Source organism: Neobacillus sp. S1115 (assembly GCF_055385565.1).
On record NZ_AP038275.1, the window covers coordinates 5,236,509 to 5,262,398 of the forward strand.

At 43.2% G+C, this 25,890-nt stretch carries 21 protein-coding genes, 1 other RNA gene and 1 pseudogene; all 23 read right to left on the minus strand.

The genetic code is table 11. The features are described 5' to 3' along the window. Positions 1–57 precede the first annotated feature (57 nt). Positions 58–1,239, minus strand: a complete 1,182-nt coding sequence (locus ACZ5B7_RS25795; protein ID WP_464491465.1) for a M20 family metallopeptidase — start codon at positions 1,237–1,239, stop codon at positions 58–60. Positions 1,240–1,260: 21 nt separating this feature from the next. After that, on the minus strand, positions 1,261–2,322 hold the full coding sequence (locus tag ACZ5B7_RS25800; RefSeq protein ID WP_464491466.1) for an alpha/beta fold hydrolase: 1,062 nt from the start codon (positions 2,320–2,322) through the stop codon (positions 1,261–1,263). Between the two features lie 73 nt (positions 2,323–2,395). Beyond that, positions 2,396–3,703 carry an MFS transporter gene (locus tag ACZ5B7_RS25805; RefSeq protein ID WP_464494570.1) on the minus strand — a complete coding sequence of 436 codons (1,308 nt, stop codon included), beginning with the start codon at positions 3,701–3,703 and terminating at the stop codon, positions 2,396–2,398. A 36-nt stretch (positions 3,704–3,739) separates the two neighbouring features. Then, positions 3,740–5,326, minus strand: a complete 1,587-nt coding sequence (locus ACZ5B7_RS25810) for a class I adenylate-forming enzyme family protein (RefSeq protein WP_464491467.1) — start codon at positions 5,324–5,326, stop codon at positions 3,740–3,742. A 14-nt stretch (positions 5,327–5,340) separates the two neighbouring features. Further along, positions 5,341–6,105, minus strand: coding sequence for an SDR family NAD(P)-dependent oxidoreductase (locus tag ACZ5B7_RS25815; RefSeq protein ID WP_464491468.1), 765 nt, complete (start codon positions 6,103–6,105; stop codon positions 5,341–5,343). A 236-nt stretch (positions 6,106–6,341) separates the two neighbouring features. Continuing rightward, complete coding sequence (locus tag ACZ5B7_RS25820; protein ID WP_464491469.1) at positions 6,342–7,760, minus strand: sigma-54 interaction domain-containing protein; 1,419 nt, start codon at positions 7,758–7,760, stop codon at positions 6,342–6,344. Positions 7,761–7,883: 123 nt separating this feature from the next. Further along, complete coding sequence (locus ACZ5B7_RS25825) at positions 7,884–8,174, minus strand: sortase (protein WP_464491470.1); 291 nt, start codon at positions 8,172–8,174, stop codon at positions 7,884–7,886. 522 nt (positions 8,175–8,696) lie between these two features. After that, positions 8,697–9,032, minus strand: a transfer-messenger RNA (tmRNA) gene (gene ssrA / locus ACZ5B7_RS25830). A gap of 163 nt (positions 9,033–9,195) precedes the next feature. Continuing rightward, entirely contained in the window at positions 9,196–9,663 is a 468-nt protein-coding gene (smpB, locus tag ACZ5B7_RS25835; protein ID WP_213144254.1) for an SsrA-binding protein SmpB, read from the minus strand. A gap of 322 nt (positions 9,664–9,985) precedes the next feature. Further along, entirely contained in the window at positions 9,986–10,936 is a 951-nt protein-coding gene (locus ACZ5B7_RS25840) for an IS3 family transposase (protein ID WP_464494429.1), read from the minus strand. Continuing rightward, positions 10,873–11,166, minus strand: coding sequence for a transposase (locus ACZ5B7_RS25845; RefSeq protein ID WP_213140605.1), 294 nt, complete (start codon positions 11,164–11,166; stop codon positions 10,873–10,875). Before ACZ5B7_RS25845 ends, ACZ5B7_RS25840 begins: the two co-directional genes overlap by 64 nt. A 176-nt stretch (positions 11,167–11,342) precedes the next feature. Then, the gene (gene rnr / locus ACZ5B7_RS25850; protein ID WP_464491471.1) at positions 11,343–13,730 is read right to left on the minus strand and encodes a ribonuclease R; all 2,388 of its coding nucleotides are present in this window, start codon (positions 13,728–13,730) and stop codon (positions 11,343–11,345) included. Between the two features lie 35 nt (positions 13,731–13,765). Continuing rightward, entirely contained in the window at positions 13,766–14,512 is a 747-nt protein-coding gene (locus tag ACZ5B7_RS25855; RefSeq protein ID WP_464491472.1) for an alpha/beta hydrolase, read from the minus strand. Positions 14,513–14,742: 230 nt separating this feature from the next. Continuing rightward, positions 14,743–16,001: pseudogene (gene ltrA, locus ACZ5B7_RS25860) on the minus strand (group II intron reverse transcriptase/maturase). Between the two features lie 597 nt (positions 16,002–16,598). Beyond that, positions 16,599–16,832: a preprotein translocase subunit SecG gene (secG, locus tag ACZ5B7_RS25865; protein WP_213117762.1), complete on the minus strand. Its 234-nt coding sequence runs from the start codon at positions 16,830–16,832 to the stop codon at positions 16,599–16,601. A 117-nt stretch (positions 16,833–16,949) separates the two neighbouring features. Then, the gene (locus ACZ5B7_RS25870) at positions 16,950–17,492 is read right to left on the minus strand and encodes a DUF6241 domain-containing protein (RefSeq protein ID WP_464491473.1); all 543 of its coding nucleotides are present in this window, start codon (positions 17,490–17,492) and stop codon (positions 16,950–16,952) included. Positions 17,493–17,781: 289 nt separating this feature from the next. Then, positions 17,782–19,080: a phosphopyruvate hydratase gene (eno, locus tag ACZ5B7_RS25875; protein ID WP_213144249.1), complete on the minus strand. Its 1,299-nt coding sequence runs from the start codon at positions 19,078–19,080 to the stop codon at positions 17,782–17,784. Positions 19,081–19,260: 180 nt separating this feature from the next. Beyond that, positions 19,261–20,793 (minus strand): 2,3-bisphosphoglycerate-independent phosphoglycerate mutase, encoded by a 1,533-nt coding sequence (gene gpmI / locus ACZ5B7_RS25880; protein WP_464491474.1) that lies wholly within the window; start codon positions 20,791–20,793, stop codon positions 19,261–19,263. After that, positions 20,786–21,547, minus strand: coding sequence for a triose-phosphate isomerase (tpiA, locus tag ACZ5B7_RS25885; RefSeq protein WP_464491475.1), 762 nt, complete (start codon positions 21,545–21,547; stop codon positions 20,786–20,788). Before tpiA ends, gpmI begins: the two co-directional genes overlap by 8 nt. A 152-nt stretch (positions 21,548–21,699) precedes the next feature. Continuing rightward, positions 21,700–22,884, minus strand: a complete 1,185-nt coding sequence (locus ACZ5B7_RS25890; protein WP_464491476.1) for a phosphoglycerate kinase — start codon at positions 22,882–22,884, stop codon at positions 21,700–21,702. A gap of 165 nt (positions 22,885–23,049) precedes the next feature. Further along, positions 23,050–24,057, minus strand: coding sequence for a type I glyceraldehyde-3-phosphate dehydrogenase (gene gap / locus ACZ5B7_RS25895; protein ID WP_213144245.1), 1,008 nt, complete (start codon positions 24,055–24,057; stop codon positions 23,050–23,052). Positions 24,058–24,125: 68 nt separating this feature from the next. Beyond that, the gene (locus ACZ5B7_RS25900; RefSeq protein WP_464491477.1) at positions 24,126–25,148 is read right to left on the minus strand and encodes a sugar-binding transcriptional regulator; all 1,023 of its coding nucleotides are present in this window, start codon (positions 25,146–25,148) and stop codon (positions 24,126–24,128) included. 142 nt (positions 25,149–25,290) lie between these two features. Continuing rightward, entirely contained in the window at positions 25,291–25,539 is a 249-nt protein-coding gene (locus ACZ5B7_RS25905) for a glutaredoxin family protein (protein WP_464491478.1), read from the minus strand. Positions 25,540–25,890 lie beyond the last annotated feature (351 nt).

The window sequence follows — 25,890 nt, forward strand, 5'->3', positions numbered from 1 at the left end:
AACTGGAGACTGTCTTAAAGGGGGGGGCAGACCCTAATAAGACAGCCTCCAGCTCTTTTATTTCTCCCCTAAATACTCAATGGCCAGTGCCATAAAATAACGTATGGATTCAATGAACTTGTCAATTTCCACATATTCATCCGGCTGATGGGCAAGTTTTGGGTGCCCCGGGCCAAAGATGAATGTTGGAATCTGCAAATGAGGCTGATAAACAGATGCATCTGTATAATAATTAACACCGGTTGGATTCAAGTCCAAGTTCAACTCTTTCTTACCAGTTCGGACCGCCATTTGGACAAATTCGTCGGATTCCTTTGTACTAACCGATTCCATTCTATTAATTATTTTAATCTGATAAGACGCCTTTGATTTTTCAGTGATTCCCTTTAGCATATCTTCAATATCTTTTAAAATCCGGTCAATATCCTGTCCCGGAACTGTTCGAATATCAAGCGTCACGCTGCATTGGTCAGGCACTACATTTGTCTTGACGCCACCTTCAATGGTGCCAATATTTAAGGTTGGATGCCCCAGGATTGGATGTGGTATATAAGAAAACTCATACTTAAGAAGCTCGTTAATTAAGTCGTTCATGGCCAAAATGGCGTTAATACCTTGATCTGGCATGGAACCGTGGGCAGTTTTTCCATTCGTAGTAATCTCCAGCCACAAGCAGCCTTTATGGGCGTTATAGATTTCGTTTTCGCTTGGCTCCGAGATGACCATGGCTGTAGCCTTGTCAATCTGGCCCTTTTGGACAACCGTCTTAGCACCGTAGCCGTCGACCTCTTCTCCTGCAGTTCCAACAAACTGCAGCTTACCCTTAAGTTTCACACCGGCACGAGATAAATACTCCATCGCCAGAATCATTGCAGCAACTCCAGCTTTCATGTCAGTAGTGCCGCGGCCATACATTTTGTTGCCGACGATTTCCCCGGAAAAAGGACCATGCTGCCACTCCACTTTACCGGTTGGGACGGTGTCAAAATGGCCGCTGTAAACTAAATACCTCTCGTCCGTTTTTCTGTCTGGATAAGTAACAAACAAGTTGGCCCGGTTATTGCCTAGGTCATCTAGCTCCACTTGAAGCTTGGATGAAGCTAAAAACGTTTCAATAGCCTCAGCGACCCTTTTTTCATTGCCGTCAGGATTAACACTGTTAACTTGGATAAGAGATTGCAAAAATTGGACCGATTCTTCTACATTTACCATCTCATATATCGAATGCAGCTTCTGCATTTGCTTCCCCACCTTGCTATTTTATTTCGTTGAACGTTCACTGAGCCAGTCATCCAAAATTCCAGCAAATTTACCGGACATTGCTAAGTTCACATGGCCGCCTTCTATACGTAAAAACGTTTTATCTTCACTTGAAACTAAATCCATAATTGGCTTACTTTGCTCTTCTGGAATTAGGTTGTCGCTTTTCATGCTGACAGCCAAAAGGTTTGACTTAATATTTTTTAAATCTGCTTTTTTGCCGTGAACGGTAAACTCACCTTTAACCAGCTTATTTCCTTTAAACAAATCTTCGTTTAACTGCTTAAACGCTCCGCCGGTTAACGGGACGTGCCCCTTTGTCCAAGTGTTCATCCGGTGCCATTTTTCCGTAAACCTTTGATCATGCGCCCGTGATAAAAGGAGCGTATAAGGGGTGTTGTACACCGGTGAAGTGATTGACCTGAACATGGCCTCTACATAAACAGGCGGTACCAATCCATACACTTCGATAAAGCGGTCAAGATCCATGTTCCCTTCAAGCATTGCTTCCGCCCAATTTTCAGGCAAGGTGGCCGCCACACTAAAATCAATTGGAACAGCAGCCGTCACTAGGTTTTTGATTGGTTCTTCCGCTAAGGAAGCATACATCGCTGCCAGCGTACCGCCCAGACAATATCCGACCACCGATATTTCCTCCGCACCGGCATGCCTTAATGCCCGCTGAACCGCTTTTTTGATATAGCTGGCTACATAATCTTCAATTGAAATATTTTTATCTTCGTACCCGGCGACGCCCCAGTCTAATAAATAGACATCATAACCCCTGTTTACCAGTCCTTCGAGAACACTTGAGCCTGGAGCAAAGTCGAGAATCGTTGGCTGATTGAATAGCGAATAAACAATAAAAATAGGAACATCATATTTTTTTGTTGTTGCTGCTGGATAGTGCCATAAGGTGGCTTTATTCTTTTTCCAAACTAATTGTCTGGACGTATGACCGAATCGGAAATCACCACTGTTAAGAGTTTTGAAAAATCTTTCCCAGCGCTTCTGTTCTTTTTCAAGAATAGATGACTCATTATTTGCTGTATTTGTTGGCACGATTTGTCCCCCTTGCTTCAAATAGCGGGAACGAAGATACTTAGAAAAGACTTCATTCCCTATTTTCTAAAAATTAAATTACAGATTTCTCATTTTTTACTACCGCAAGCTGATGTATCTGCTTCTCTTTCAAAATAATCGCACACACAGCCGCCAACGCTGCCGTCAGGGCAAAGAAAATGAATACACCACTAAAATCCTGGGAACCATTAGCACCTACTTTTACTAAATAGCCGGCAACAAGCGGCGATACAAACGAACCCAATTGGCCAATACCATTTGCTAATCCAGTTGCACTTCCGACAATTTCCTTCGGATAGCGCTTTGGCAAGTAAGCATAGATGGAACCGAAGTTTAAGTTAACAAAGAAACCAGTAAGTAAAAGGAGCGTCAGTAACATACCTGTATTCCCTTTTTCAACAGCACCAAGCATCCATAGAACTGGAATACAGCCGATATAGGCAATCAAGGCAACAGGCTTCATACGATGTAGAACTTTATCCATCAGCCAGCCGCCAAGCATCATCGCGAAGAACGCCACAATGTAAGGAGCAGATGCGAAAAAGCCCATTTCTTTAATATTTAATCCGTGTTGGGTAACCAAGAAAGAAGTCAGCCAAGTGGATGAACCCCAATATACGGCAAGCTGGCAAAATAAGCACAACGTATACACATAAAAATTACTATCCTTTAAGAAAACTCCGTATTGCTTTCTTTTTTCTTCTTTTGTAAGAGTGGCAGAAACTGCTCCAGCTTCAATATCTTCGTCCTTGCTCAATCGTCCCTTTTCAATCATTTCTTTTGGAGAATCTGCTACAAATCTCCATAATAAAAAGATTCCAAGTGCACCCGGGATGGCCAGAACATAGAATACCGGACGCCAGTCTCCTGCGAAAAAGTAAACCGAAATGCTGGTAACGATAACCGGAACAATAGCAGGTGCAACAGCCCAAGAGGTAGCAAAAAACGACACCGCTCTTCCTCTTTCCTTGAATGGGAACCAGTTATTGATGGCGCGGATGGCTGGTGCAAAATGATGCCCTTCCCCTAGTCCCAAACCGATGCGGAGAGCTAAAAACTGGGCGAAGTTTTTCACCACGCCAGTTACAGCTGTAACAGCGGTGAATACGGTAATGGCGATATACATAACCTTTTTGGCACCAATTTTATCAGCGAGAAAACCGGCGCTGATTTGGGCGGCAGCGTAGGCAAAGAAAAACACGGAAGCAAGCTGGCCAACCTCAACAGGTGTCAGATTTAAATCCTTCTGGATAAACGGAAGGAAGGTGAGAACGGCCATTCTATCAAAATAGTTAATAATGTAGACTAACCAAAGAATGACAAGAACGACATAACGATATTTCCAAGCTTTTTTTGCCATGGTGGACAATGGAATCAAATCCTTTCGAATGTAAAATTAGCTTTGCAGGTTCTTCAATGCATTTTTTAAAACCTTCCCCGCAGGGTTGCGAGGCAGCTCGGAAACAAATTCTACTAGTTTCGGAATCTTGTAATTTGCCAATCTTTCAGCTACAAAATCTCTTATTTCCTGAGGGTCAATAACCGCCTGGTCTTTCGGTACAATGACCGCTTTGACCACTTCTCCAAAAATGGCATCAGGAACGCCGACTACGGCTGCTTCGTGCACCTTTGGGTGATTATAAAGGACATTTTCGACCTCGATGGAAAATATTTTTTCACCACCGCGGTTAATCAAATCCTTTTTCCGGTCGACTATATAAACAAAGCCGTCCTCATCCATTTTGGCCAGGTCGCCGGAGCGCCAAAATCCATTAACAAATGAGGTTTGATTGGCTGTTTCATTGTCCCAATATCCCTCTACAACCATCGGCCCCTTAATTAATAGTTCCCCGACTTCTCCCGGTGGGCATGGCACATCGTTATCATTTACAACCTTTAACTCGCCAACTGGTACCGGCAAGCCGACCGATTGAAATTTCGCTTCGTTATATGACTGTGGCATAAGCGTCGCAGGAGAAGAAGTTTCCGTTGCGCCATAGGCATTTTGCAAATAGGCGTTTGGAAAGTACTTTTTCAATTTATAAATGGTTTCTGTCGACATCGGCGCGCCGCCGTACGCGATACAGTTTACATTTGTGTAGCTGTATAATGAAAAATCCTGATGGGCCATCATCATGACATAAATGGTCGGTACATTAAATAAGAAGGTTACCTGTTCTTCGGCTGCCAGGCGGATGAATTCCTCCGTCTTAAATCTCCTTATGATCACGGACGTGCCGCCCACTCGTACCATATGAAAAAGCTGGCCAATCAATCCGGTCACATGAAAAAGCGGAACCGCAATCAGCGTTTTTGCCTTGTGCGTTGTTTTAAAGACTGTTTCATAATTGATGGAACTGTGAATGGCACCTAAATGGCTTCCTACTGCCCCCTTTGGCAACCCGGTAGTTCCAGAAGTATACATAATAAATAGTGGGTCATCCTCTGAAACAGGAACCTCGGAGACAGATGCAGGCTGCTCAAGGATTTCAAAAGGTAAATAGTCTTTTCGTTTAGGAGTTTTATTTCCGATTAAAAAGAAATTTTGAATCGTTTCAATAGACTTGCTGTCCCTCATGCTTTCGACTGTTTCCAAAAATTCATCATCGACAAACAAAAGCTTGCTGCCTGATTGCTCCAGCATATAGGAAAGCTCGTTTTCTTTTAAACGGGTATTTAATGGTACAAAAATAGCCCCCAATTTGGCGCAGGCAAACACCAGCAAACTAAATTCAATACTGTTCCCCAACAAAAGGGCAATTCTGTCGCCTTTTTTTACACATAAGGAACTTTGTAAATTGCCGGCAATTTCTAGTGCTTTATCGTGCGTTTCTTTGTAGGTCAAGCGTACTCCGTTCATGACCAGCGCTTCGTGTTCAGGGTACTCCCGAGATGCTTCCTCCAACATTGCAAAAAGATTCCGGGGCCGGTTCTCAAATACTTTTAGTTCTCGGTTAAAATGGGTCTCTTTTACGATTTTCATGTAGTAAACCTCCTTTAACGTGCCGTCCAACCGCCGTCGACGTGGAGCACTTGGCCTGTCACATATTTTGATGTATCAGATGCCAAGAACACGACTGGACCAACGAGGTCTGATATTTCCCCAAATCTTTTGATCATCGTAGAGTTGACGATCTTTTCGACCCGCGCAGGATCAGAAAGCCAATCCTGCGTCATCGGCGTCATAATATAGCCAGGGCCAATCGCGTTGACAGTAATGTTATTTGGTGCCAATTCCTCAGCCCAGATTTTTGTTAATTGATTAATGCCGCCTTTACTGGCAGCATAGGAAGTTTGAAACGACATTCCCACGCTTCCAAAAATGGAGGAGATGTTAATGATTTTCCCGTAGTTTTGTTTGATCATCTGCTTGGCACAAGCCTGCCCGACCAGAAAAATCCCTTTTAAATTGACCCCCAAAACTCGGTCCCAATCACTTTCTTCCACTTCGACCAACGGCTTGCGGATATTCATCCCGGCATTGTTGACTAGGATATCAAGCGTGCCAAAGCGCTCGACGATTTCATTGACAAGCTTTTCTACCTGCTCCTTTTTTGTCACATCAGCTTGAATATAAGCAGCATTCATGCCTTCTTCCTTTAATTGTTGTACGGCTGTTTCTCCTTCATCAGCCCCCCGGCTGGTAATGACAACCGTTGCCCCATAACGACCCAAAGCTTGTGCCATACCTAAGCCAATTCCTTTACTTCCTCCGGTTACAAGGGCCACTTTTCCACTAAGCTCAAAAGTTGGAAAATCCATCAATTTTCATCACCTTCCGTCAAATTTATTTTTTTAATGACAATCCATATTTTTATATTGCAATTATCGTGCCAATTTTTGAATAAATGGAAAATATTCAATATTTAGATATTAATCGACAAATTCTTATAAAATTTTTGTCAAACAATGTTGAAAAGAACAGAAAAAAGCCGACAAATAAACGTCGGCTCTAAAATAAGGATATTAGGGTTTGATTCCTTTTTTCATCAAAGATTTTAAATACCTAACTTTTGCATCTTTTTTACTAGCGCAGACTGACTAATTCCTAATTCCATCGCAGCACGCCTGGTCGTCCTGGATTCCTCCATTTGTTCTTTTATGACCTTCCGCTCCACATTGGCCAAAATTTCCTTTAACTTCCCCTTTTCTGTTGTTGTTTTTTCCAAACCTCTGAGTAAATTTGGCGGCAGATCTTTTATCTGAATTTCGTCATGGTCAGAGGTAATTACCAGTCTTTCAACCAGGTTTTCCAACTCCCTGATATTTCCTGGCCAATGGTATTTTTCAAAGAAATTCAGAATTTCAGGGTGAAATCGCTTATTCGACTTGCTTTTTTTATTCGTTTTATTTAAAAAATAGAACGCAAGCGGCACAATGTCTGCTTTCCTTTCGCGCAATGGCGGAATACGGATAGGAACGATGTTTAAGCGGTAATAAAGGTCCCTTCGGAAATCATTCTTATCCACCATTTCCTCCAAATTCATATGTGTCGCCGAGATGACCCGAACATCAATTTTGATGCTTTTTCGTCCGCCGACCCGCATGATTTCAAACTCCTGCAGCACCCTTAATAATTTCACCTGGAGATCAATCGGCATATCACCTATCTCATCTAAAAAGATGGTGCCCCCGTTTGCCAGCTCAAACAATCCTGGTTTTCCATTGCTGTCCGCTCCGGTAAACGCCCCTTTTTCATAGCCAAATAATTCAGATTCAAGCAGGTGTTTCGGAATGGCACCGCAATTGACTTTAATTAGCGGCTTATCGGCCCGGTCGCTTTCGTTGTGGAGATAATTAACAATGACTTCTTTTCCTACCCCGGACTCCCCTAAAATAAGCACACCCGAGTCAACCTTTGCCACTTTTCTTGCCAGATGGTAAACCCTCATGATTTCCTGGCTTTGTGCCACAATTCCATCAACATGCATCTGGATTAATTCTCGTTTTTTGAAATCTTCAATTTCACTTAAATATTTTTCTGTTAATTTTCTAGATTGATAGAGTGCGCTTTTCATTTGATTTAAATCTGATATATCCCTAACATTCGTGACAACAAACGCTATGTCACCGCCAGAATCAAAAATCGGACTCCCGGTTACCAATAGTTCCTTGCCTCTTACTGTCTGTATAATTGTGACCGGTCTTTTTTCTTCCAATACTTTTAATGTGACCGACTCAGAAACAATCCCTTCTTTCACCACAGTCTCCATACTTTTTCCAAGCAGTTCGTGACTTTTCACACCGGTTATTTTGGAGTAAGCCCGGTTGACCATCACGCCGACACCGTTTTTATCCGCAACATAGACTCCATCGTAGCTTCCATGAAATATCGACACCAAAATAGTTTCGATATCCGACTTTTCTACTCCATTCATCCGCATGGCTTCTGATATAAAGAAGTTCTCATTTTCCACTGGCGCTCACCCCTAACGATTGTTGATGAAAATTCGAATCAACTTTTCTGTTTGATTCCTTTTTTAATCAAATATTCTCCAAATATTCTAAATTTCCTCTTTTTAAATACAAAAAATCCGGTTTTACTCAACCGGATAGGCATAAATGATATATCGTTTCGGCGCTTTCCCGACAAAATGGAACGGGTAGCAGGTGGACAGGTCCAATTCCTCCTTGCCCGCCTTTCTAATGATGGTCCGATCATTTTTATCGACAATTTTCGAAGTAGCCATTTTGTATTTAAAAGTACCATAAGGGAATTCAAGGATTAAAATATCTCCCGGTTTCAGTTCGCCAAACTTTCGGAATACCGTGTCTCTGTGCCCAGCTAAAAGAATTTGCTCACCTTGGCCCGGGAACGCGGTCGCACTCAACTAAAATTGTAGAATTTTTGGTAAATTCATAATTATGTAGTAACATTTAATTTCCATTATACTACCAGAGTACTATTTCGTATCAATATATTGTTCGACAAACTTTTTGGGATGTGTCGAGAGGCGAAGGTCTGGTTAGGATGTGTTTGGTTTATTTAGGGAAAAAAGAGCATTAAAAAAGACCAGCATTTCTGCTGATCTTGTATCCACCTATGTATGGTGGAGACGGCGGGACGTGCGTTTCCATGCTTTCGTCATGGCACTGACTATATCTTGAACCTGTTTATTGTTTACAGGTCCTCCGGCGTCTTATGCGAAACGTAGATTTACCCTTCTTTGGGGCATGAGATTTCGCATCTTAGTACTACCAATGGATTGTTTGGCAGCCTATAAGTCGATACACGGCTGTTAGATTGCTCCACATACCGCTCGGCATTGCCTTATCGCTTTTTCAAGCGACTTAGGTTTCACCGATAAAGCCGGATTTTCACTTATGTGTTACCACATAAGGCGACTATCAATTAATCGAACCCGCGTCCAAGAATATTGGCACTTAAGCTTCTACGAGTGTAGTCGACATATTCGCGCTTCGCTGATCCATCTGCCTATCGACAGGCGTCCGGTCAGCTAGCCTGGTTGTTCTCTTCCTTTGTCCTCAGGCGGTGGACTCCGGCGTAGCCTACTAAGAGTGAGTCCGCTACCCTACCACATAGGCGATGGAGGGGCGAACAGCTATGCAGTTATTAAGCTGCGAAAGCTAAGTTGTTGTTAGTTTTGCCAGTTATGGCTTTGACGTTTTAACGAGGCCGATCCCCTCGACTCGCAACCTAAGCTCAAACTACCCCTGTCGAATCCGTAGCGTCCCCATTATAAAAAGTTGCTTTTATGAAGCAAGACGTTAGGAAAATGGCAAGCTCTTGAGCCAAGTTGTTTGCCGCTCATCTCAGCGACAAATTTATTATAACACATTTAGAGGATTTTTCAATTGTAAGTATTTGTAAGACATATCGAATTGCCTTTTTTACATCTTCTGACGATCGCGAAAAGCACGCTCGATTTCGCGTTTTGCTTCTTTTTGCTTCAAAGACTCACGCTTATCGTAGTTCTTTTTACCTTTTGCAAGTCCAAGCAGCACCTTGCAAAAACCATTTTTCAAATAAAGCTTTAATGGAATTAAAGAATAGCCCGCTTCTCTAGTATCTCCAAAAAGCTTTAAAATCTCGCGCTTATGAAGCAGCAGCTTTCGTTCTCGTTCTGGGTCATGATTGTAGCGGTTTCCTTGCTCATATGGGCTGATATGCACTCCAATAAGGGTGATTTCTCCATTATGAATCCGCGCGTAGGAGTCTTTTAGGTTTACTTTGCCGGCACGAATGGACTTGATCTCCGTTCCCTGCAGGACGATTCCAGCCTCGTATGTTTCTTCGATAAAATAGTCGTGATAAGCCTTTTTATTCTGGGCGACGACTTTTCCTTCACCTTTTGGCATAATTTTCACCTCGTTTACGAGTTAATTTTAACAGAACAGGTGAGTCTATACAATTAGAAAAGAAGGTGAAAGGGATGATGCGGTGGATGAAGGACATTTTCAGCCCTGCACTTCTGCTTTTTGTCCTTCATCCGCCTTATGAAGGACATTTTTCGACTTCCACCTCTGCACTTTGTCCTTCATCTGGTCTTCTGTCAAGAAAGTGGACAGTAAAATTTAAGACTTTTAGAAACCAAACCACTACCGCACTTCGTTTGGTACGGTATTAGAAATGATCAGTCGAAAAGCATGACTGCTCATTTCCTAACACCAAATGGCTATATTATGAGGTATATGCAACTTCATCTTGCCGGTGGTTTCTCTCGAATTGATTCGGTGAATTGTGCCCTAAAGTAGAGTGTTTTCGTTTTTCATTATAAAAACTATTTAAATAATGATTAATGGCTTTTACGGCTTCAGCCCTGGTCTTAAAGCGTCTTCTGTAGATCAAGTCTTTCTTGATTGTGGCATGAAAAGACTCAATACATGCATTGTCGTAAGGATCGCCCTTTCTGCTCATACTGATATGCATGTTTTTCCCTTTCAGGATGTCGATATAATCATTTGAACAATACTGGGACCCACGGTCCGAATGATGGATTAACCCTTCACTAGGCTGCCTTGTAACAATCGCCATATTTAATGCTTGTATGGATAGCTCCTTTTTCATATGTGAAGCCATACTCCAGCCTACGATTTTTCTTGAGAATAGATCCATAACGGATGATAAATAAACCCAGCCTTCAAGCGTCCAAATGTACGTAATGTCAGTTACCCATGCTCGGTTGGGCTTTTCAACATTAAATTGGCGATTAAGCAGGTTAGGATAAATGTGTAAATCATGATTTGAATTAGTAGTAATGACAAACTTTTCTTTTGGTGTGGCTGTTAAACCCATCTCTTTCATCATACGTGCAACCGTCTTTTGAGAAATGGTATAACCCCACTCCACCAAGTCGGCATGGACCCTGGGGCTCCCATACGTACCATAGCTCTCGTGAAATGATTTACTTATTTTTTGCTTGATTTCTTTACGGTAGGCATCTTTCTCAGATTGAGGTTTATTCTGGATCCTTAGCCATTTATAATAGCCACTTGATGATACTTTAAGAACTTTGCACATCTTCGCCACAGCGTGCTCATCAGAGTGGGCTTGAATGAACGTATAAATTACGCTTGGTTTTTCGTGAAGATGTGCATGGCCTTTTTTAGAATTTCGTTTTCCTCTTTCAATTTTTGTATCTCTTTCTCGTGTTGCTTTTTCAGTTTTTCAAGTTCTGTGGGTGTAAGATAGTTTTCTCCAGCTTTCCCAGCACTTGTTTTAGTCCTGTAAGCTGCCACCCATCGACTAACAGTTTTAGGGGAGATCTCGAGTTCAAAAGCTACCTGGGAGGCTTTTTTCCCCTCCTCAACGATTAACTTTGCAACATATTCTTTATACTCTTGAGAATGATGTTTACCCATGTGAACACGTCCTTTTAAATGATGATTGTATTATAATCTAAATCTCATTTTTACGTGTCCACTTTTTAGACTAACCTCACATCCTCCTCATGAAGGACATTTTCTATCTCACACAACTGAGCTTTCGTCTTCATACTCAATTAAAGTTAATAAAGAGAGCCCAAATAGGCTCTCCCCTAATATTTCTTTTTCTTCCGCTTCGTGCTCTTGTTTTTCGGAACGTTCTCATAAAATTTACGTTTCTTTCTCGACTTTCCGCCGCCCTGACCGCCACCGCCGCCAGCATCGGACTTGCCGTCACCTTGTTTGCCTCCTCGGCCGCCTTGCTGCCCGCGCTCACCCTGCTTATTCCGGCGTGGCTTGGACTCATTGCTGCCCGTCCTAAAGACCTTCGGCGCATCAGAACGCTCACGCCGTGGCGTACCCTTCATGCCGACGATTTCAAAATCAATCGAGCGCTCGTCTTTATTGACCTTAACCACCCGAACGGTAATTTCATCACCAATGCGAAACACATTCCCGGTTCGCTCGCCAATCATCGCATAATGGCGCTCATCAAAACGGTAATAATCATCTGTCATGTAGCTGACATGGACAAGGCCTTCAATCGTGTTTGGAAGCTCTACAAACATACCGAAGTTCGTGACGGAGCTGATAATTCCATCGTACTCTTCGCCAATCTTATCTTCCATATATTCCGCTTTTTTCAATTCATCGGTTTCGCGCTCCGCATCAACAGCACGGCGCTCCATTTTTGAAGAATGCATTGCTATATCTGGAAGCTCGGCATTCCATTTTGCCCTTGTGGCCTCATCCAGTTTTCCTTCAATAATATATGTCCGGATTAACCGGTGCACAATCGTGTCCGGATAACGGCGGATTGGCGAGGTGAAATGGGTATAAAACTGTGTAGATAACCCGAAGTGTCCGAGACTTTCCGGATCATATTTCGCCTGTTGCATGGATCGCAGCATCACAGTGGAAACAACCATTTCCTCTGGCTTGCCCTGGACCTCTTCAATAATTTCCTGCAATGCCCGCGGGTGGACATTGTTTGCTGTGCCCCTTACAAAATACCCGAAGTTAGTAATAAACTCGAAAAACTTGCGCAGTTTGTCTTCCTTCGGATCTTCGTGGATACGGTAAATGAACGGAACATCCATCCAGTGGAAATGCTCGGCTACCGTTTCGTTGGCCGCCAGCATGAATTCCTCAATCAAGCGTTCGGCCACCGAACGTTCGCGCAAGACCACATCGCTTGGTTTCCCTTCTTCATCTACCAATACCTTTGATTCTTTAAAATCAAAATCTATTGCGCCCCGCTTCATTCGTTTAGCCCGAAGAATCGAAGCAAGCTCGCCCATCAATTCGAACATCGGGACCAACGCTTTATACCGTTCCCTTGTCTCCTCGTCCTTATCGACGAGTATCCGGTTGACATCGTAATACGTCATCCGCTCAGTCGTTTTAATCACGCTTTGAAAAATTTCATTAGAGACGACTTGGCCTTCCTCGTTGATTTCCATTTCACACGATAGCACTAGCCGGTCTACCTTTGGATTTAGGGAACAGATTCCATTCGACAACCGATGTGGAATCATCGGAATTACACGGTCTACCAGATAAACACTAGTGGCCCGATCCGCAGCTTCGACATCAATCGGCGTGCCTTCTTTTACATAATAGCTGACATCAGCAATATGGACGCCGAGCTTGTAGTTACCATTTTCGAGTCGCGTAACGGTAACAGCGTCATCCAAGTCTTTTGCATCCGCACCATCAATCGTCACAATGGTTTCGCCACGAAGGTCACGGCGATTTACCAGCTCACTTTCATCGATTGTGTCTGGTGTCTCATTGGCCTGCTGCAGAACTTCATCCGGAAACGCCATCGGTAACCCGTGCTTATGTATGACAGACAAAATATCTACACCAGGGTCATTTTTATGGCCGAGGATTGTGACGACTTCACCCTCAGCACTTTTTCTCCCCTCAGGATAGGAGGTAAGCTTGACGACTACCTTATGTCCTTCGACCGCACCCTTGGATGCCTCTTTTGGGATAAAAATATCACTAGCAAATTTCTTGTCATCCGGTATAACGAAACCAAAGCTTTTGCTTTCAACATAAGTACCGACAATTTGTTGTATGCCCCGTTCGATGATCCGGATAATGCTTCCCTCGCGGCGCTGGCCAGAGCTTTCCGAGGAAATTCTAACTAGCACGGTATCCCCATGCATGGCATTATTCGTTTCTGTCGGCGGGATAAAAATATCATCCATCCCTGGCTCTTCGGGAATAACAAACGCAAATCCCTTTGCATGACCTGTCAACTTGCCACGGATTAGATTCATTTTTTGCGGAAGACCATAGCGGTTCGCCCGGGTTCTTACAACAAGACCCTTTTCCTCCATTTGCACAAGTGCTTTGACAAATTCCTTAAAATCAGCAGAATCCGATATGCCCAACGCGGATTCCAGCTCCTGTACCGTTAACGGCTTGTATGCCTCGTCCTTCATATATTGCAAAAGCCTGTCGACATGCTTTTTAATATTTTCTTCCATATTAATCCCTCCTTTAAAAGGTTTTTAAATAATCGTTATACGAGCCAATCTAGTTTTTCTAAAAAGGCGTACACATCTTCATGCAGTTGTTCCTTCTCTTTGTCCAACGTAATGACGTGGCCGGATTCTTCATACCATTTGATTTCCTTCTTTACCGATTCAATATTTTCGAAAATAATATTGGCGCTCTCGGTGTTGATCATGTTGTCGTGGCGGGCCTGAACCACAAACGTTGGGGCATAAATCATATCGACGTTGTCGCGTACATCGGCAATCAATTCCTGGAGAGCCTTAAGCGTCCCCATTGGTGTCTTTTTAAATTCATCCATTTCCAATTCGATTTGCTCGTCTGATTTTCCTTCCCGCTTTTTAAATTCACGGGCATATTCTAGAACTCCTTCGTACATAACTTGTTCACTTTTGATATACATCGGGGCACACATGGTGACAATTCCCTTTACAGGTACAGTGTATCCCAATTTTAAGGAAAATACGCCGCCAAGGGATAAACCGGCAACCGCAATTTCATCGTAGCCTTTATTTTTCAAATATTGATATCCGTTCAATACGTCCTGCCACCAATCCTCGGGACCAGTGTGAACCAGTTCTTCTGGGGGTACTCCGTGTCCCTTATAATGCGGCGCATGGCAGGTGTAGCCCTTTTTCTCTAGAAAACGGCCCAGCATCCGAACATCTGAAGAATTACCGGTAAATCCATGCAGCAGCAAAACAGCCCGCTTCCCTCCCTCAAAGGTAAATGGTTTAGGCAATGAAATTCTCATACTTACTACTCCTTCACTAACACAAAATATCGCTATTCCTTAGTTTAATCAAACAAGAAGTGAACATTCTACCAAAATGCTTGAATAGTTGTCAGGCACCGTCCGTGGACATTGTCCTCCCCATATGGACACCCCCTCCAACACGTTCTTTCTAGAATCGAGTAGGAGGGGGTGACTAACCCCCGACCTCTCACACCACCGTACGTACCGTTCGGTATACGGCGGTTCCATTAAGATTGACGTAGAAATTCATAACGATTATATAGACTTCTCAACCCTCGTTGACTCAATATGAGTTATCGAGGGTTTTGTGTAATATTGGACTACATGCGATTCTCCAGTAGTTCTTTCGGGAATTGCCCCATTCATATGCTTTGTAATCAGGGACACCTAAACCCATTAGTTTCCTGACTCTGGTTTTAGGTTTCTTCCACTGTTTCCATTTGCACATTCTGAGTCTTCTTCTTATCCATTCATCGAATTCTTTAAATTTGCTTGGTGTGTCAGCTAAGGCGAAGTACCCACACCATCCTGTTAGATAACGGTTTAACATTTCAATCCTTACTTCCATTGGAAAAGATTTTGACCGAGAGGTAATTTCTCGGATCTTCGTCTTAAAGCGTTTAATACTTTCTTTCGCAATTCGTACCTTCGGTTCTTTATTTAAAGTAAAGCTGAAACCAAGAAATTTCCGTTTCCACGGGCGGTCAACTGCCGACTTATCCCTGTTTACCTTCAACTTCAGTTTCTGCTCGATAAACGTCGAAACGGATTCCATTACACGTTTTCCTGCTTTTAATGACTTAACATAAATGTTGCAGTCGTCCGCATAACGGACAAACTTATGTCCTCTGGTTTCCAATTCTTTATCTAGTTTATCAAGAATTATGTTTGAAAGGAGAGGACTCAGAGGTCCTCCTTGCGGAGTACCTTCCTCCGTTGATTGAACGACACCGTTGAGCATTACACCTGATTGAAGATATTTCCGGATTAGTTTGAGAAGTATGCGGTCTTCCATTCTTTTAGCGAGTATCCCCATCAATTTGTCATGATTGACCTTATCAAAGAATTTCTCTAAGTCCATATCAATTACCCAACGGAAACCCTCCTTGATAAATCCCTTTGCCTTTCTTACCGCATTATGGGCACTCCTATTAGGACGGAAACCATAGCTGTTTTCAGAAAAGGTTGGGTCAAAGATTGGGGTTAATACTTGGGCAATTGCCTGTTGGATGAAACGGTCTGTCACAGTTGGTATGCCTAAAAGCCTTATTCCTCCGCTTGGTTTCGGGATTTCGACACGGCGAACAGGGGAAGGATGATAGTTACCTGTTCTCAAAGCTTCCCGAAGGGAATCCCAGTTTTCATAGAGATGTCGTCGTAGGAATTTTACGGACATTCCATCTATGCCGTGACTTCCTTTGTTCTGCTCTACCCGTTTAAGGGCAGTTAAGAGATTTTCTCGTGACAAGATTCGTTCCATTAACATGATAATATTCCTTTCCACGTGAATGAAGGCTCTGTTTATGCCGACTCTTGCTCCACCCTCCTAGAGTCCCCAGCGGATTCATCGCTTCCTCCTTTAGGTAGGTCCTTTCGGATTGTCTGTGTTCAATGCAATTGCCGAATGTACAGACTTCATTCTCTCTTAATAGTTCAGTCCTTCCCATTCATTCTCGAGTTAGAATGGTACTATGACCTCTGCTGACTTCTGATTGTTCAGCTATCCATTGCTAGACAGGTTACCAAGTGTACTTGGCTTGTCAATCAGACCTCCCCGGGTAAGAGTGCAGTCTTTCCCTCCATCTATCTGCTTCATTTACTCTGTACCACCTTCGGCAGTATGGACTTTGTTTTGGATTGCAAACTCATCCAATGATACCTAGCCTTATATGAAGTTCGTGTTCCTCAGACCGGAGGTTTGCCGTTCGCTTCCTTCAGATTCCGCGTCACCACGGACACCCTTGCGTTAAGCTAACCACTACTACTGCCTTCATGGCTCGGGACTTTCACCCTAGAGACTGCACCCATGCCGGGCGCACAATGCAGAAAACCCGGCGCGGGGCCGGGTTTTTGTTTAGTTATATTAGATTTTGAAGTAGGTAACGGCTAAGGTGAGCAAGAAGAATAGGACTGATAGGACGACTGTGATTCGATGAAGGATCAAGTCGAGTCCACGTGCTTTTTGCTTACCGAATAACTGTTCAGCACCACCGGAAATGGCACCGGATAAACCAGCGCTTTTACCTGCCTGAAGTAAGACAACAACAATCAGTGCGATACTTACGATCACTAATAATGTAACTAATAATGCATGCATGAAGGCCACCTCCTGTAGACGTACAATACACAGTATATTAAATTTACCATAATTAAGCCTTTTTAACAATACACGTTTCTGTGACAGGTTTTGGGATTGGAGGACGGTGCGAATGGCTTATTGTTTCACCTTAATATTGAAATTGGCCTCAATATACTTTTTCTCCTCATCCAGTGATAATACTCCAGTCGCTTTTCCAATCGTTCCGCCTTGAAGGTTCCAAATAGCATTGTGATCAGTATCAACCCTTGAAAACTCTCCTTTTTCCCAGCGGTTCAATATAGCAATATAAAGGGCAGCATTTTCATAATTGGCAGGGTGTGTATTGACTATTTCCAGCAATCGTTCCACCCGTTCCTTTGTTAAAGGGATTGCTCCCCACTTTTTATTGGCGATCACCTTTTGGTGAGACATTTTGTGAATGGCATCCATGACTGCCGTTTCTGACATATCCATCGGGAACTCCACTGCAATTTGGCTGAGGTCAGCATCCTCAATTTGGATGACAGTTTCCCCACTCTTTGCTTTTTGCTCCTTCATGGTGACATCCGCTTTTTGAAAAGGCAAAGCTCCGTTGAAAAGATAGTATCCAGCAGCAAGAACAGCAACAATTATAAGCACCCACTGTATCTTCGATAACCTTTTCAGAATTTTTTTCATTCCCATCTTCCCCAGTCTATCTGTTTTAAACAATGTTGTTTTCTAAGTATTATTATACAAAGGCAAGTTGATTCCCTGCTTTACATTCCAATTTTTTTCATAAATGGATACTACGACAGTGAAAAAACTCCTCGACAGTAAACTGGTTTTATCCGACAGTTGGAGCGATTTATCCGATAGTAAAAGCGATTTATCCGATAGTAAAAGCGATTTATCCGACAGTAACCTCCGAAACATAATAAAAGGACCTCCAGCCCAGTACGGCAGGAGGTCCTAATTTTATTAAAAATTACTTCTTCAAGTTATAGAAAGACTTGATTCCGTTATATTGTGCAGTTTCACCTAATTGATCTTCAATGCGAAGCAATTGGTTGTATTTCGCAACACGGTCTGTACGAGATGGTGCACCAGTCTTGATTTGACCAGCGTTTGTAGCAACAGCGATGTCAGCGATTGTTGCATCTTCTGTTTCACCAGAACGGTGAGAGATAACGGCAGTGTAGCCAGCACGCTTAGCCATTTCGATCGCATCAAAAGTTTCAGTTAATGTACCGATTTGATTAACTTTGATCAGGATAGAGTTCGCAATGCCTCTTTCAATTCCTTCTGCAAGTTTCTTAGTGTTTGTAACGAATAGGTCGTCACCGACTAATTGAACTTTGCCGCCGATGCGCTCAGTTAATAGCTTGTGGCCTTCCCAGTCGTTTTCATCAAGACCGTCTTCGATAGAGATGATTGGGTATTTAGAAACAAGCTCTTCGTACCAAGCAACCATTTCTTCAGAAGTCTTGACTTTGCCTTCGCCTTCAAGATGGTATTTGCCGTCTTCTTTGCTGTAAAGTTCAGAAGAAGCAACATCCATAGCAAGCATAACTTCTTCGCCAGGCTTGTAGCCAGCTTTTTCAATAGCTTCGATGATTGTTTGTAATGCTTCCTCGTTAGAGCCTAGGTTTGGTGCAAAACCGCCTTCGTCACCAACAGCAGTGTTTAAGCCTTTGCCTTTTAAAACAGACTTTAAGCTGTGGAAAATTTCTGCGCCCATGCGAAGAGCTTCTTTGAAGCTAGGAGCACCGACAGGCATAACCATGAATTCCTGAATGTCTACGTTGTTATCAGCATGCGCGCCGCCGTTTACGATGTTCATCATTGGCACTGGAAGCTGCTTGGAGTTGAAGCCGCCAAGGTATTGGTATAAAGGAACATCCAGGTAGTTTGCTGCAGCATGAGCCACTGCCATAGATACGCCAAGAATCGCGTTAGCACCTAATTTGCCTTTGTTTTCAGTTCCATCTAACTCGATAAGAGCTTTATCGACAGATACTTGATCAAGTACGCTGTAGCCTTCTTCTACTAGCATTGGCGCGATAATGTCGTTTACGTTGTCAACTGCTTTTTGAACACCTTTGCCAAGGTAGCGGCTCTTATCGCCGTCACGAAGTTCAACTGCTTCGTATTCACCTGTAGAAGCACCACTTGGTACTAATGCACGGCCAAATGCGCCTGATTCAGTGAAAACTTCAACTTCTACTGTTGGGTTACCGCGGGAATCTAATACTTCACGAGCATAAACATCAATAATATATGGCATTTTTAATTCTCTCCTTTGAAAAATTAATTTTATTAATCAAGTTCTGTTCAATTTTAGGTGGAAAATTACATCCTATTAGCGAATTTTCTGGTTCTATTAGTGGATTTCTTTATTCTATTAGCGAATTCAGAAGTCCTATTAGCGAATTTCACAGTTCTATTAGCGAATCGATATAGCAGCTTACTTAATCAACGACTTTCCTGTCATTTCCGCCGGCTGCTTCACATTCAGAAGATCCAGTATAGTTGGCGCTAAATCTCCAAGGATACCGCCGTCACGCACCTCAACACCCTGCTTTGTGACAATAACCGGCACGGGGTTAGTGGTGTGCGCTGTCATTGGATTACCTTCAAGTGTGACGACTTCATCAGCGTTTCCGTGGTCGGCAGTGATAATCGCTGTACCGCCTTTTGCAAGAATTGCATCAACAATTTTTCCTAAGCACTCATCTACTGCCTCGATCGCTTTAACGGTTGGCTCGAGCTTACCTGAGTGGCCAACCATATCTGGGTTAGCAAAATTTAAGAGAATCGCATCGAACTTGTCCGCTGCAATTTCCTTCAACAAAGCATCAGTCACTTCGTAGGCGCTCATTTCCGGCTGCAGGTCATAAGTTGGTACCTTTGGCGAGTTGATTAAAATCCGCTCCTCGCCAGGGAACTTATCCTCGCGTCCGCCGCTCATAAAAAACGTAACATGCGGATATTTTTCCGTTTCAGCAATGCGCAGCTGTTTCATATTATTTTGCGACAACACTTCACCTAACGTGTTGTCCAAGTTTGTCGGCTTAAAGGCAACATAGCCGTCCACTGACTCGCTGAAGTGCGTTAAACAAACGAAGTGTAAATGTTGCGGATGCTTCGGTCCTCGGTCAAACGAACGGAAATCTTCGTTGGTAAAGGTATTCGAAATCTGGATGGCCCGGTCCGGACGGAAGTTATAAAAAATAACTGCATCGTTGTCCTGGATGGTTGCAACAGGCTGTCCGTCTTCCTTGACGATTACGGAAGGCAGGACGAATTCATCATAGATTCCGTGAGAATAAGAATCCTCTACAACCTCTAGCGGGCTCTTGTAAGAAGGACCTTCACCATATACCATTGCCCGATAAGATTTTTCAACACGCTCCCAGCGCTTGTCACGATCCATGGAATAATAGCGTCCGGAAATGGTGGCGATTTCGCCGACACCAATCTCCTTCATTTTTACCATTGTTTCTTTAATATATGTTGGTGCTGTTTGTGGGCCGACGTCGCGGCCGTCAAGGAATGCGTGAATATATACTTTTTCCACGCCTTCTTCCTTGGCCAGTTTTAAAAGGGCAAACATATGATTAATATGGCTGTGCACCCCGCCGTCTGACAGAAGGCCAAACAGATGCAAAGCTGTCCCATTTTTCTTTGCGTGCTCCATCGCGCCAATGAAGGTTTCATTTTTTTCAAATTCCCCTTCACGGATAGCAATGTTAACACGAGTTAAGCTTTGGTAAACAATCCGGCCAGCACCGATATTCAGGTGACCGACTTCCGAGTTCCCCATCTGCCCCTCAGGTAAGCCGACTGCTTCACCGCTCGCGGTTAAATGGTTATGCGGGTATGTTTCCCAATAGCGGTCAAAATTTGGCTTTTTCGCATGGTAGACCGCATTACCTTTATGCTCGTCCCGGCAGCCAAAGCCGTCAAGAATGATGAGGGCAACAGGAGCTTTACTCATATTTTCCACCCTCTAGTAATTGCAAAAATGATTGCGGTTCAAGGCTTGCGCCGCCAACAAGGGCACCGTCGATATCAGGCTGTGCCATGTATTCTTTAATGTTTTCTGGTTTTACACTGCCGCCGTATTGAATCCGGATAGCCGCTGCCACATCTTCAGAGAATTGCTTGGCAACAACTTGGCGGATGTGTGCGCACACTTCGTTTGCATCTGCAGAAGTCGAAGATTTACCAGTTCCAATTGCCCAAATTGGTTCATAAGCAATCACTGTTTGTTTTACTTGGTCCTCAGTTAAGCCTGTGAGAGCTTTTTCAATCTGAGAACCTACGAGGTTCATCGTCTCGCCGTTTTCGCGTTGCTCTAATGTTTCTCCGCAGCAAACAATTGGTGTTAGGCCATGTTTAAATGCTGCAAGTACCTTTTTATTAACTGATTCATCAGTTTCATTGAACATTTCACGACGCTCAGAATGGCCGATAATGACGTATTGAACGCCTAAGTCAGCAAGTGCTACAGGGCTGATTTCACCTGTAAAGGCACCCTTTTCTTCGAAATGCATATTTTGAGCACCGATTTTCACTTCGCTGCCTTTGACCGTTTCCACAAGGCTTTGTAAAAATAACGCAGGTGCGCAAATAACAGAATCCATCTTATCAGCAGCAGGCACAAGGCCTTTCACTTCTTCCGCAAAGCTCTTTGCTTCGGAAAGTGTTTTGTGCATTTTCCAGTTACCTGCAATAATTGGTTTACGCATGCTGGAACATCCCTTTCTTTGGTTAAAAAAATTGAAATGTAGATATCAGTACAAAATTTGTAGATATCTGCCTAAAATTTGTAGATATATTTTAAAAATTGTAGATATCGGCTCAATCTTTGTAGATATCCACCTTAAATTTGTAGATAAAATTATTTATCGTTCAACGCCACTACACCTGGAAGTGCTTTTCCTTCCATAAACTCCAATGAAGCACCGCCGCCTGTAGAGATGTGGCTCATTTTATCAGCAAGGCCGAATTTTTCAACTGCCGCTGCTGAATCGCCGCCGCCAATAACGGAATACGCACCTTCAGCATCTGCCAAAGCCTGTGCAACAGCCTTCGTGCCGCCAGCGAACTTATCGATTTCGAACACACCCATTGGCCCGTTCCAAATGACAAGCTTGGATTTTTGAATGACATCGCGGTAAATTTCTGCTGTTTTTGGTCCGATATCAAGTGCTTCCCAATCGGCAGGAATCTCTTCGATCGCAACTACTTTTGTATTGGCATCGGCTGAGAAATCATCAGCAACTATTGCATCAACCGGCATATAGAAGTTAACGCCCTTCGCTTTTGCTTTTTCCATAAAGGATTTAGCTAAGTCAATTTTGTCTTCTTCAAGCAGCGATTTACCGATTTCATGGCCCTGTGCCTTAACGAACGTATAAGCAAGGCCGCCGCCAATAATCAAGTTATCGACTAATTCTAATAGATTTTCAATAACACCAATTTTGTCCTTTACCTTTGCCCCGCCAATAATCGCTGTGAATGGACGTTCCGGATTTGACAATGCCTTGCCAAGAACATCAAGCTCTTTTTGCATTAAGAATCCTGATACTGCTGGCAGATGGTGTGCGATTCCTTCTGTGGAAGCATGAGCACGGTGTGCAGCACCAAATGCATCATTTACATAAACATCGGCAAGCTCTGCAAATGACTTCGCAAGTTCTGCATCATTCTTTTCTTCACCAGGGTAGAAACGAACATTTTCAAGCAATAAAACGTCGCCTTCAGTCATGGAGTCGATTAACACTTTAACAGAATCCCCGTAGCCTTCATCTGCTTTCTTCACTTCTTTTCCAAGAAGTGAAGAAAGTCGATCCGCTACTGGAGTTAGTCGCATTTCTTCAACCACTTTGCCCTTTGGTCTGCCTAAATGGCTCGCCAGAATTACTTTTGCACCCTGCTCGATTAAATATTGAATCGTTGGCAGTGCCGCACGAATTCGCGTTTCGTCGGTAATTTTTCCATCCTGCATCGGAACGTTGAAATCCACCCGGCAAAACACGCGTTTACCCTTCACATCAACATCTTTTACTGACTTTTTGTTCATTGAAAAAGGACCTCCTTATGTATGGCTATTGAAAAAATCCCTGGTAAAACACAGTAAAAAAGGAGAGGGGTTCCCATCACCCACTCCCCTTGGAATACCATTAATCATTATAAATAGTTTGCGGCAAAAATTCCATTCCTATCCAACGGGATTGGAGAAAAAGAATTAAAGTCCTTTTTTAGCGATGTAATCAACAAGGTCAACAACGCGGTTAGAGTAACCAACTTCGTTATCGTACCAAGATAATACTTTTACCATGTTTCCTTCAAGAACCATTGTTGATAAACCATCAACAGTAGAAGAAACTGTAGCACCGTTGTAATCGCTAGAAACTAATGGAAGGTCGCTGTATGCAAGAATACCTTTTAATGGACCTTCAGCAGCTTCTTTAAGAGCTGAATTGATCTCGTCAACAGTTACATCTTTTTCTAATTCAGCTACTAAGTCAACGATAGAAACGTTTGGAGTTGGTACACGCATTGCCATACCATTTAATTTGCCTTTTAGTTCTGGTAAAACTAACGCAACCGCTTTTGCAGCACCAGTTGAAGTTGGGATCATGTTTTCAGCTGCTGCACGAGCACGACGGTAGTCCTTGTGTGGCAAGTCAAGGATTTGCTGGTCGTTAGTGTAAGAGTGAACAGTAGTCATCATACCGCGCTTGATACCGAATGTGTCATTTAATACTTTTGCAAATGGAGCTAAGCAGTTAGTAGTACAAGATGCGTTTGAAAGTACATGGTGGTTAGCTGCATCGTATTTGTCTTCGTTAACACCCATAACGATTGTGATATCTTCGTTAGTTGCTGGAGCAGAGATGATAACCTTTTTTGCACCTGCTTCAAGGTGTTTCGCAGCATCTTCACGCTTTGTGAAACGGCCAGTAGATTCTACTACTACGTCTACACCAAGGTCGCCCCAGCCTAATTGTGCAGGGTCGCGCTCAGCTAAAACCTTCACTTTGTGGCCGCCAACTACTAGGTATTCACCATCAACAGTTACATCTTCTGCAAGTGTTCCGTGAACAGTGTCATATTTTAAAAGGTGAGCAAGCATATTTGCATCTGTTAAGTCATTGATTGCTACAATTTCCACTTCGCTATTGTTTAATGCCGCACGGAATACGTTACGACCGATACGTCCAAAACCATTAATACCAACTTTTACTGTCATGTTAATTTCCTCCTTGTAAATGGGGCAGGGTTTTATTTTTAAAAAGGAATAATCCTTTTCATTAACGATTACTGGTTTAATAAATTGTTTGCGGCCCCTTCATCCGTAATTAATATCGTGGATGGCGGTGCCTGCTTCATATAGGCCCTGATTGCTTTCGCCTTTGACGCTCCGCCAGCGACTGCAATCACGTTTTGAATCTTTGCCAAATCCTCTAGCTGAAGCCCAATGGTGACCACTTTGTGGACAATCTCGCCTGCTTCGCTAAAATAATAGCCGAAAGCCTCGCCGGCAGCTTTACCATTTTCCAGCTTTTCCAATATATCAGGGTTCGTCTTGCGCCGTTCGGCCATTGTCATAGCATCCCCAATTCCATGGAGAACCATGTTGGCAGAGCGGATTAATTCCAAAACTTCGTGGATGCCGGGTTCCTTAATCAAGGAGTCATAAATTTCCGTGCTGACCTGATCAGGAACATAAAAGACGCGGTGTCTAGAATGGGTGTTTTGCGCCATATTGGAGCAAATTGTGTTGGCTTGATTTTGAACATCCTCGCCAACCCCGCCTCGTGCTGGCACAAACAACAATTCCTTGCCAGAGGCTATAGGTGAGAGCCATTCCGCTACAGCAGCCATCGTTGAACCGCCTGTAACAGCGATGATATTTTCCCCTTGAAAAAGCTTTTTCATGCAGGCCGCAGACGCCTTGCCAAGCTCGCTTTTGACCATCGGTGATTCGTCGCTGTCTCCTGGAACAATGATTACTTTTTTAATACCAAGCTGATGCTTTAGTTCAAGCTCCATGACGTCGATACCCTTCAACTCACGCATAAACCCGTTTAAATCCTCAAGCAAATTTTTTCCCTCAAGAGTTAAACTCATTCCTACATTGTTTGTATAAATAAGATTTTGCTCTTTGAGGAATTCTACTTCACTACGAAGGATTCTTTCGGTCAGTCCAAGGCTTGTGGCTAAACTCCTCCTGCCTACAGGCTGCATCATTCCTATGTATCTTAGGATGGAATGACGTTTTTGCAGGACTGGAAGGAAATCGGGCAATAATCTTTTTGTCATATCGATGAATGACTGCATGTTTTCATACTCCTTTATTATATGCAGTTGGTCAAAAAATGTCCACCATAGACATATTGTGTCCCACAACCACCAAAAAAAAATCACCCTTACTACGTTTTTTATTGTAGCAGGAGTGAAAATTTAATTCAACAAATAAAACTTAGGATTTTTCTTGCAAACGATTACTTATTTCATATTTATCAATGAATCCGTATGCAGCTTCTTCCCCATCAATGTGGACAACCGGGATCATCAGTCCGTAGCGCTCATGGAGCTCATCATCCTGCTCAATATCGATTTCTTCCAGAGAAAAATTATATTCCTCCTTCAGTTCGAGCAGGGTCAATTTGGCCTTATCACATAGAGGGCAGCCGTTTCTTGTGTATAGGGTAATGGTTGATTGCGGCATGGTTTTGTCCTTTCTTTTTTTTGAGAGCATTGGCGACATATTTTAACGAATTTTTGTTTGTTCGGCACCTATGAATCTTATGGGTGACTGAGACTTCATATTTATTGTCCGTTCGGGTGCCAATAAACTCTTATGGGTGACCAGGGGATCTCATTTTCTTCCTGTTCGGGCACCAATGCCCTTTATGGGTGACCGAAAACTCTCATTTCTCGCTTGTTTGGGCACCAATGGGACTTATGGGTGACCGGAAACTCTGATTTCCCGCCTGTTCAGTCATCTATAAGCCTTATGGGTGACCGGAAACCCTGATTTCCCGCCTGTTCAGTCACCTATAAGCCTTATGGGTGACCG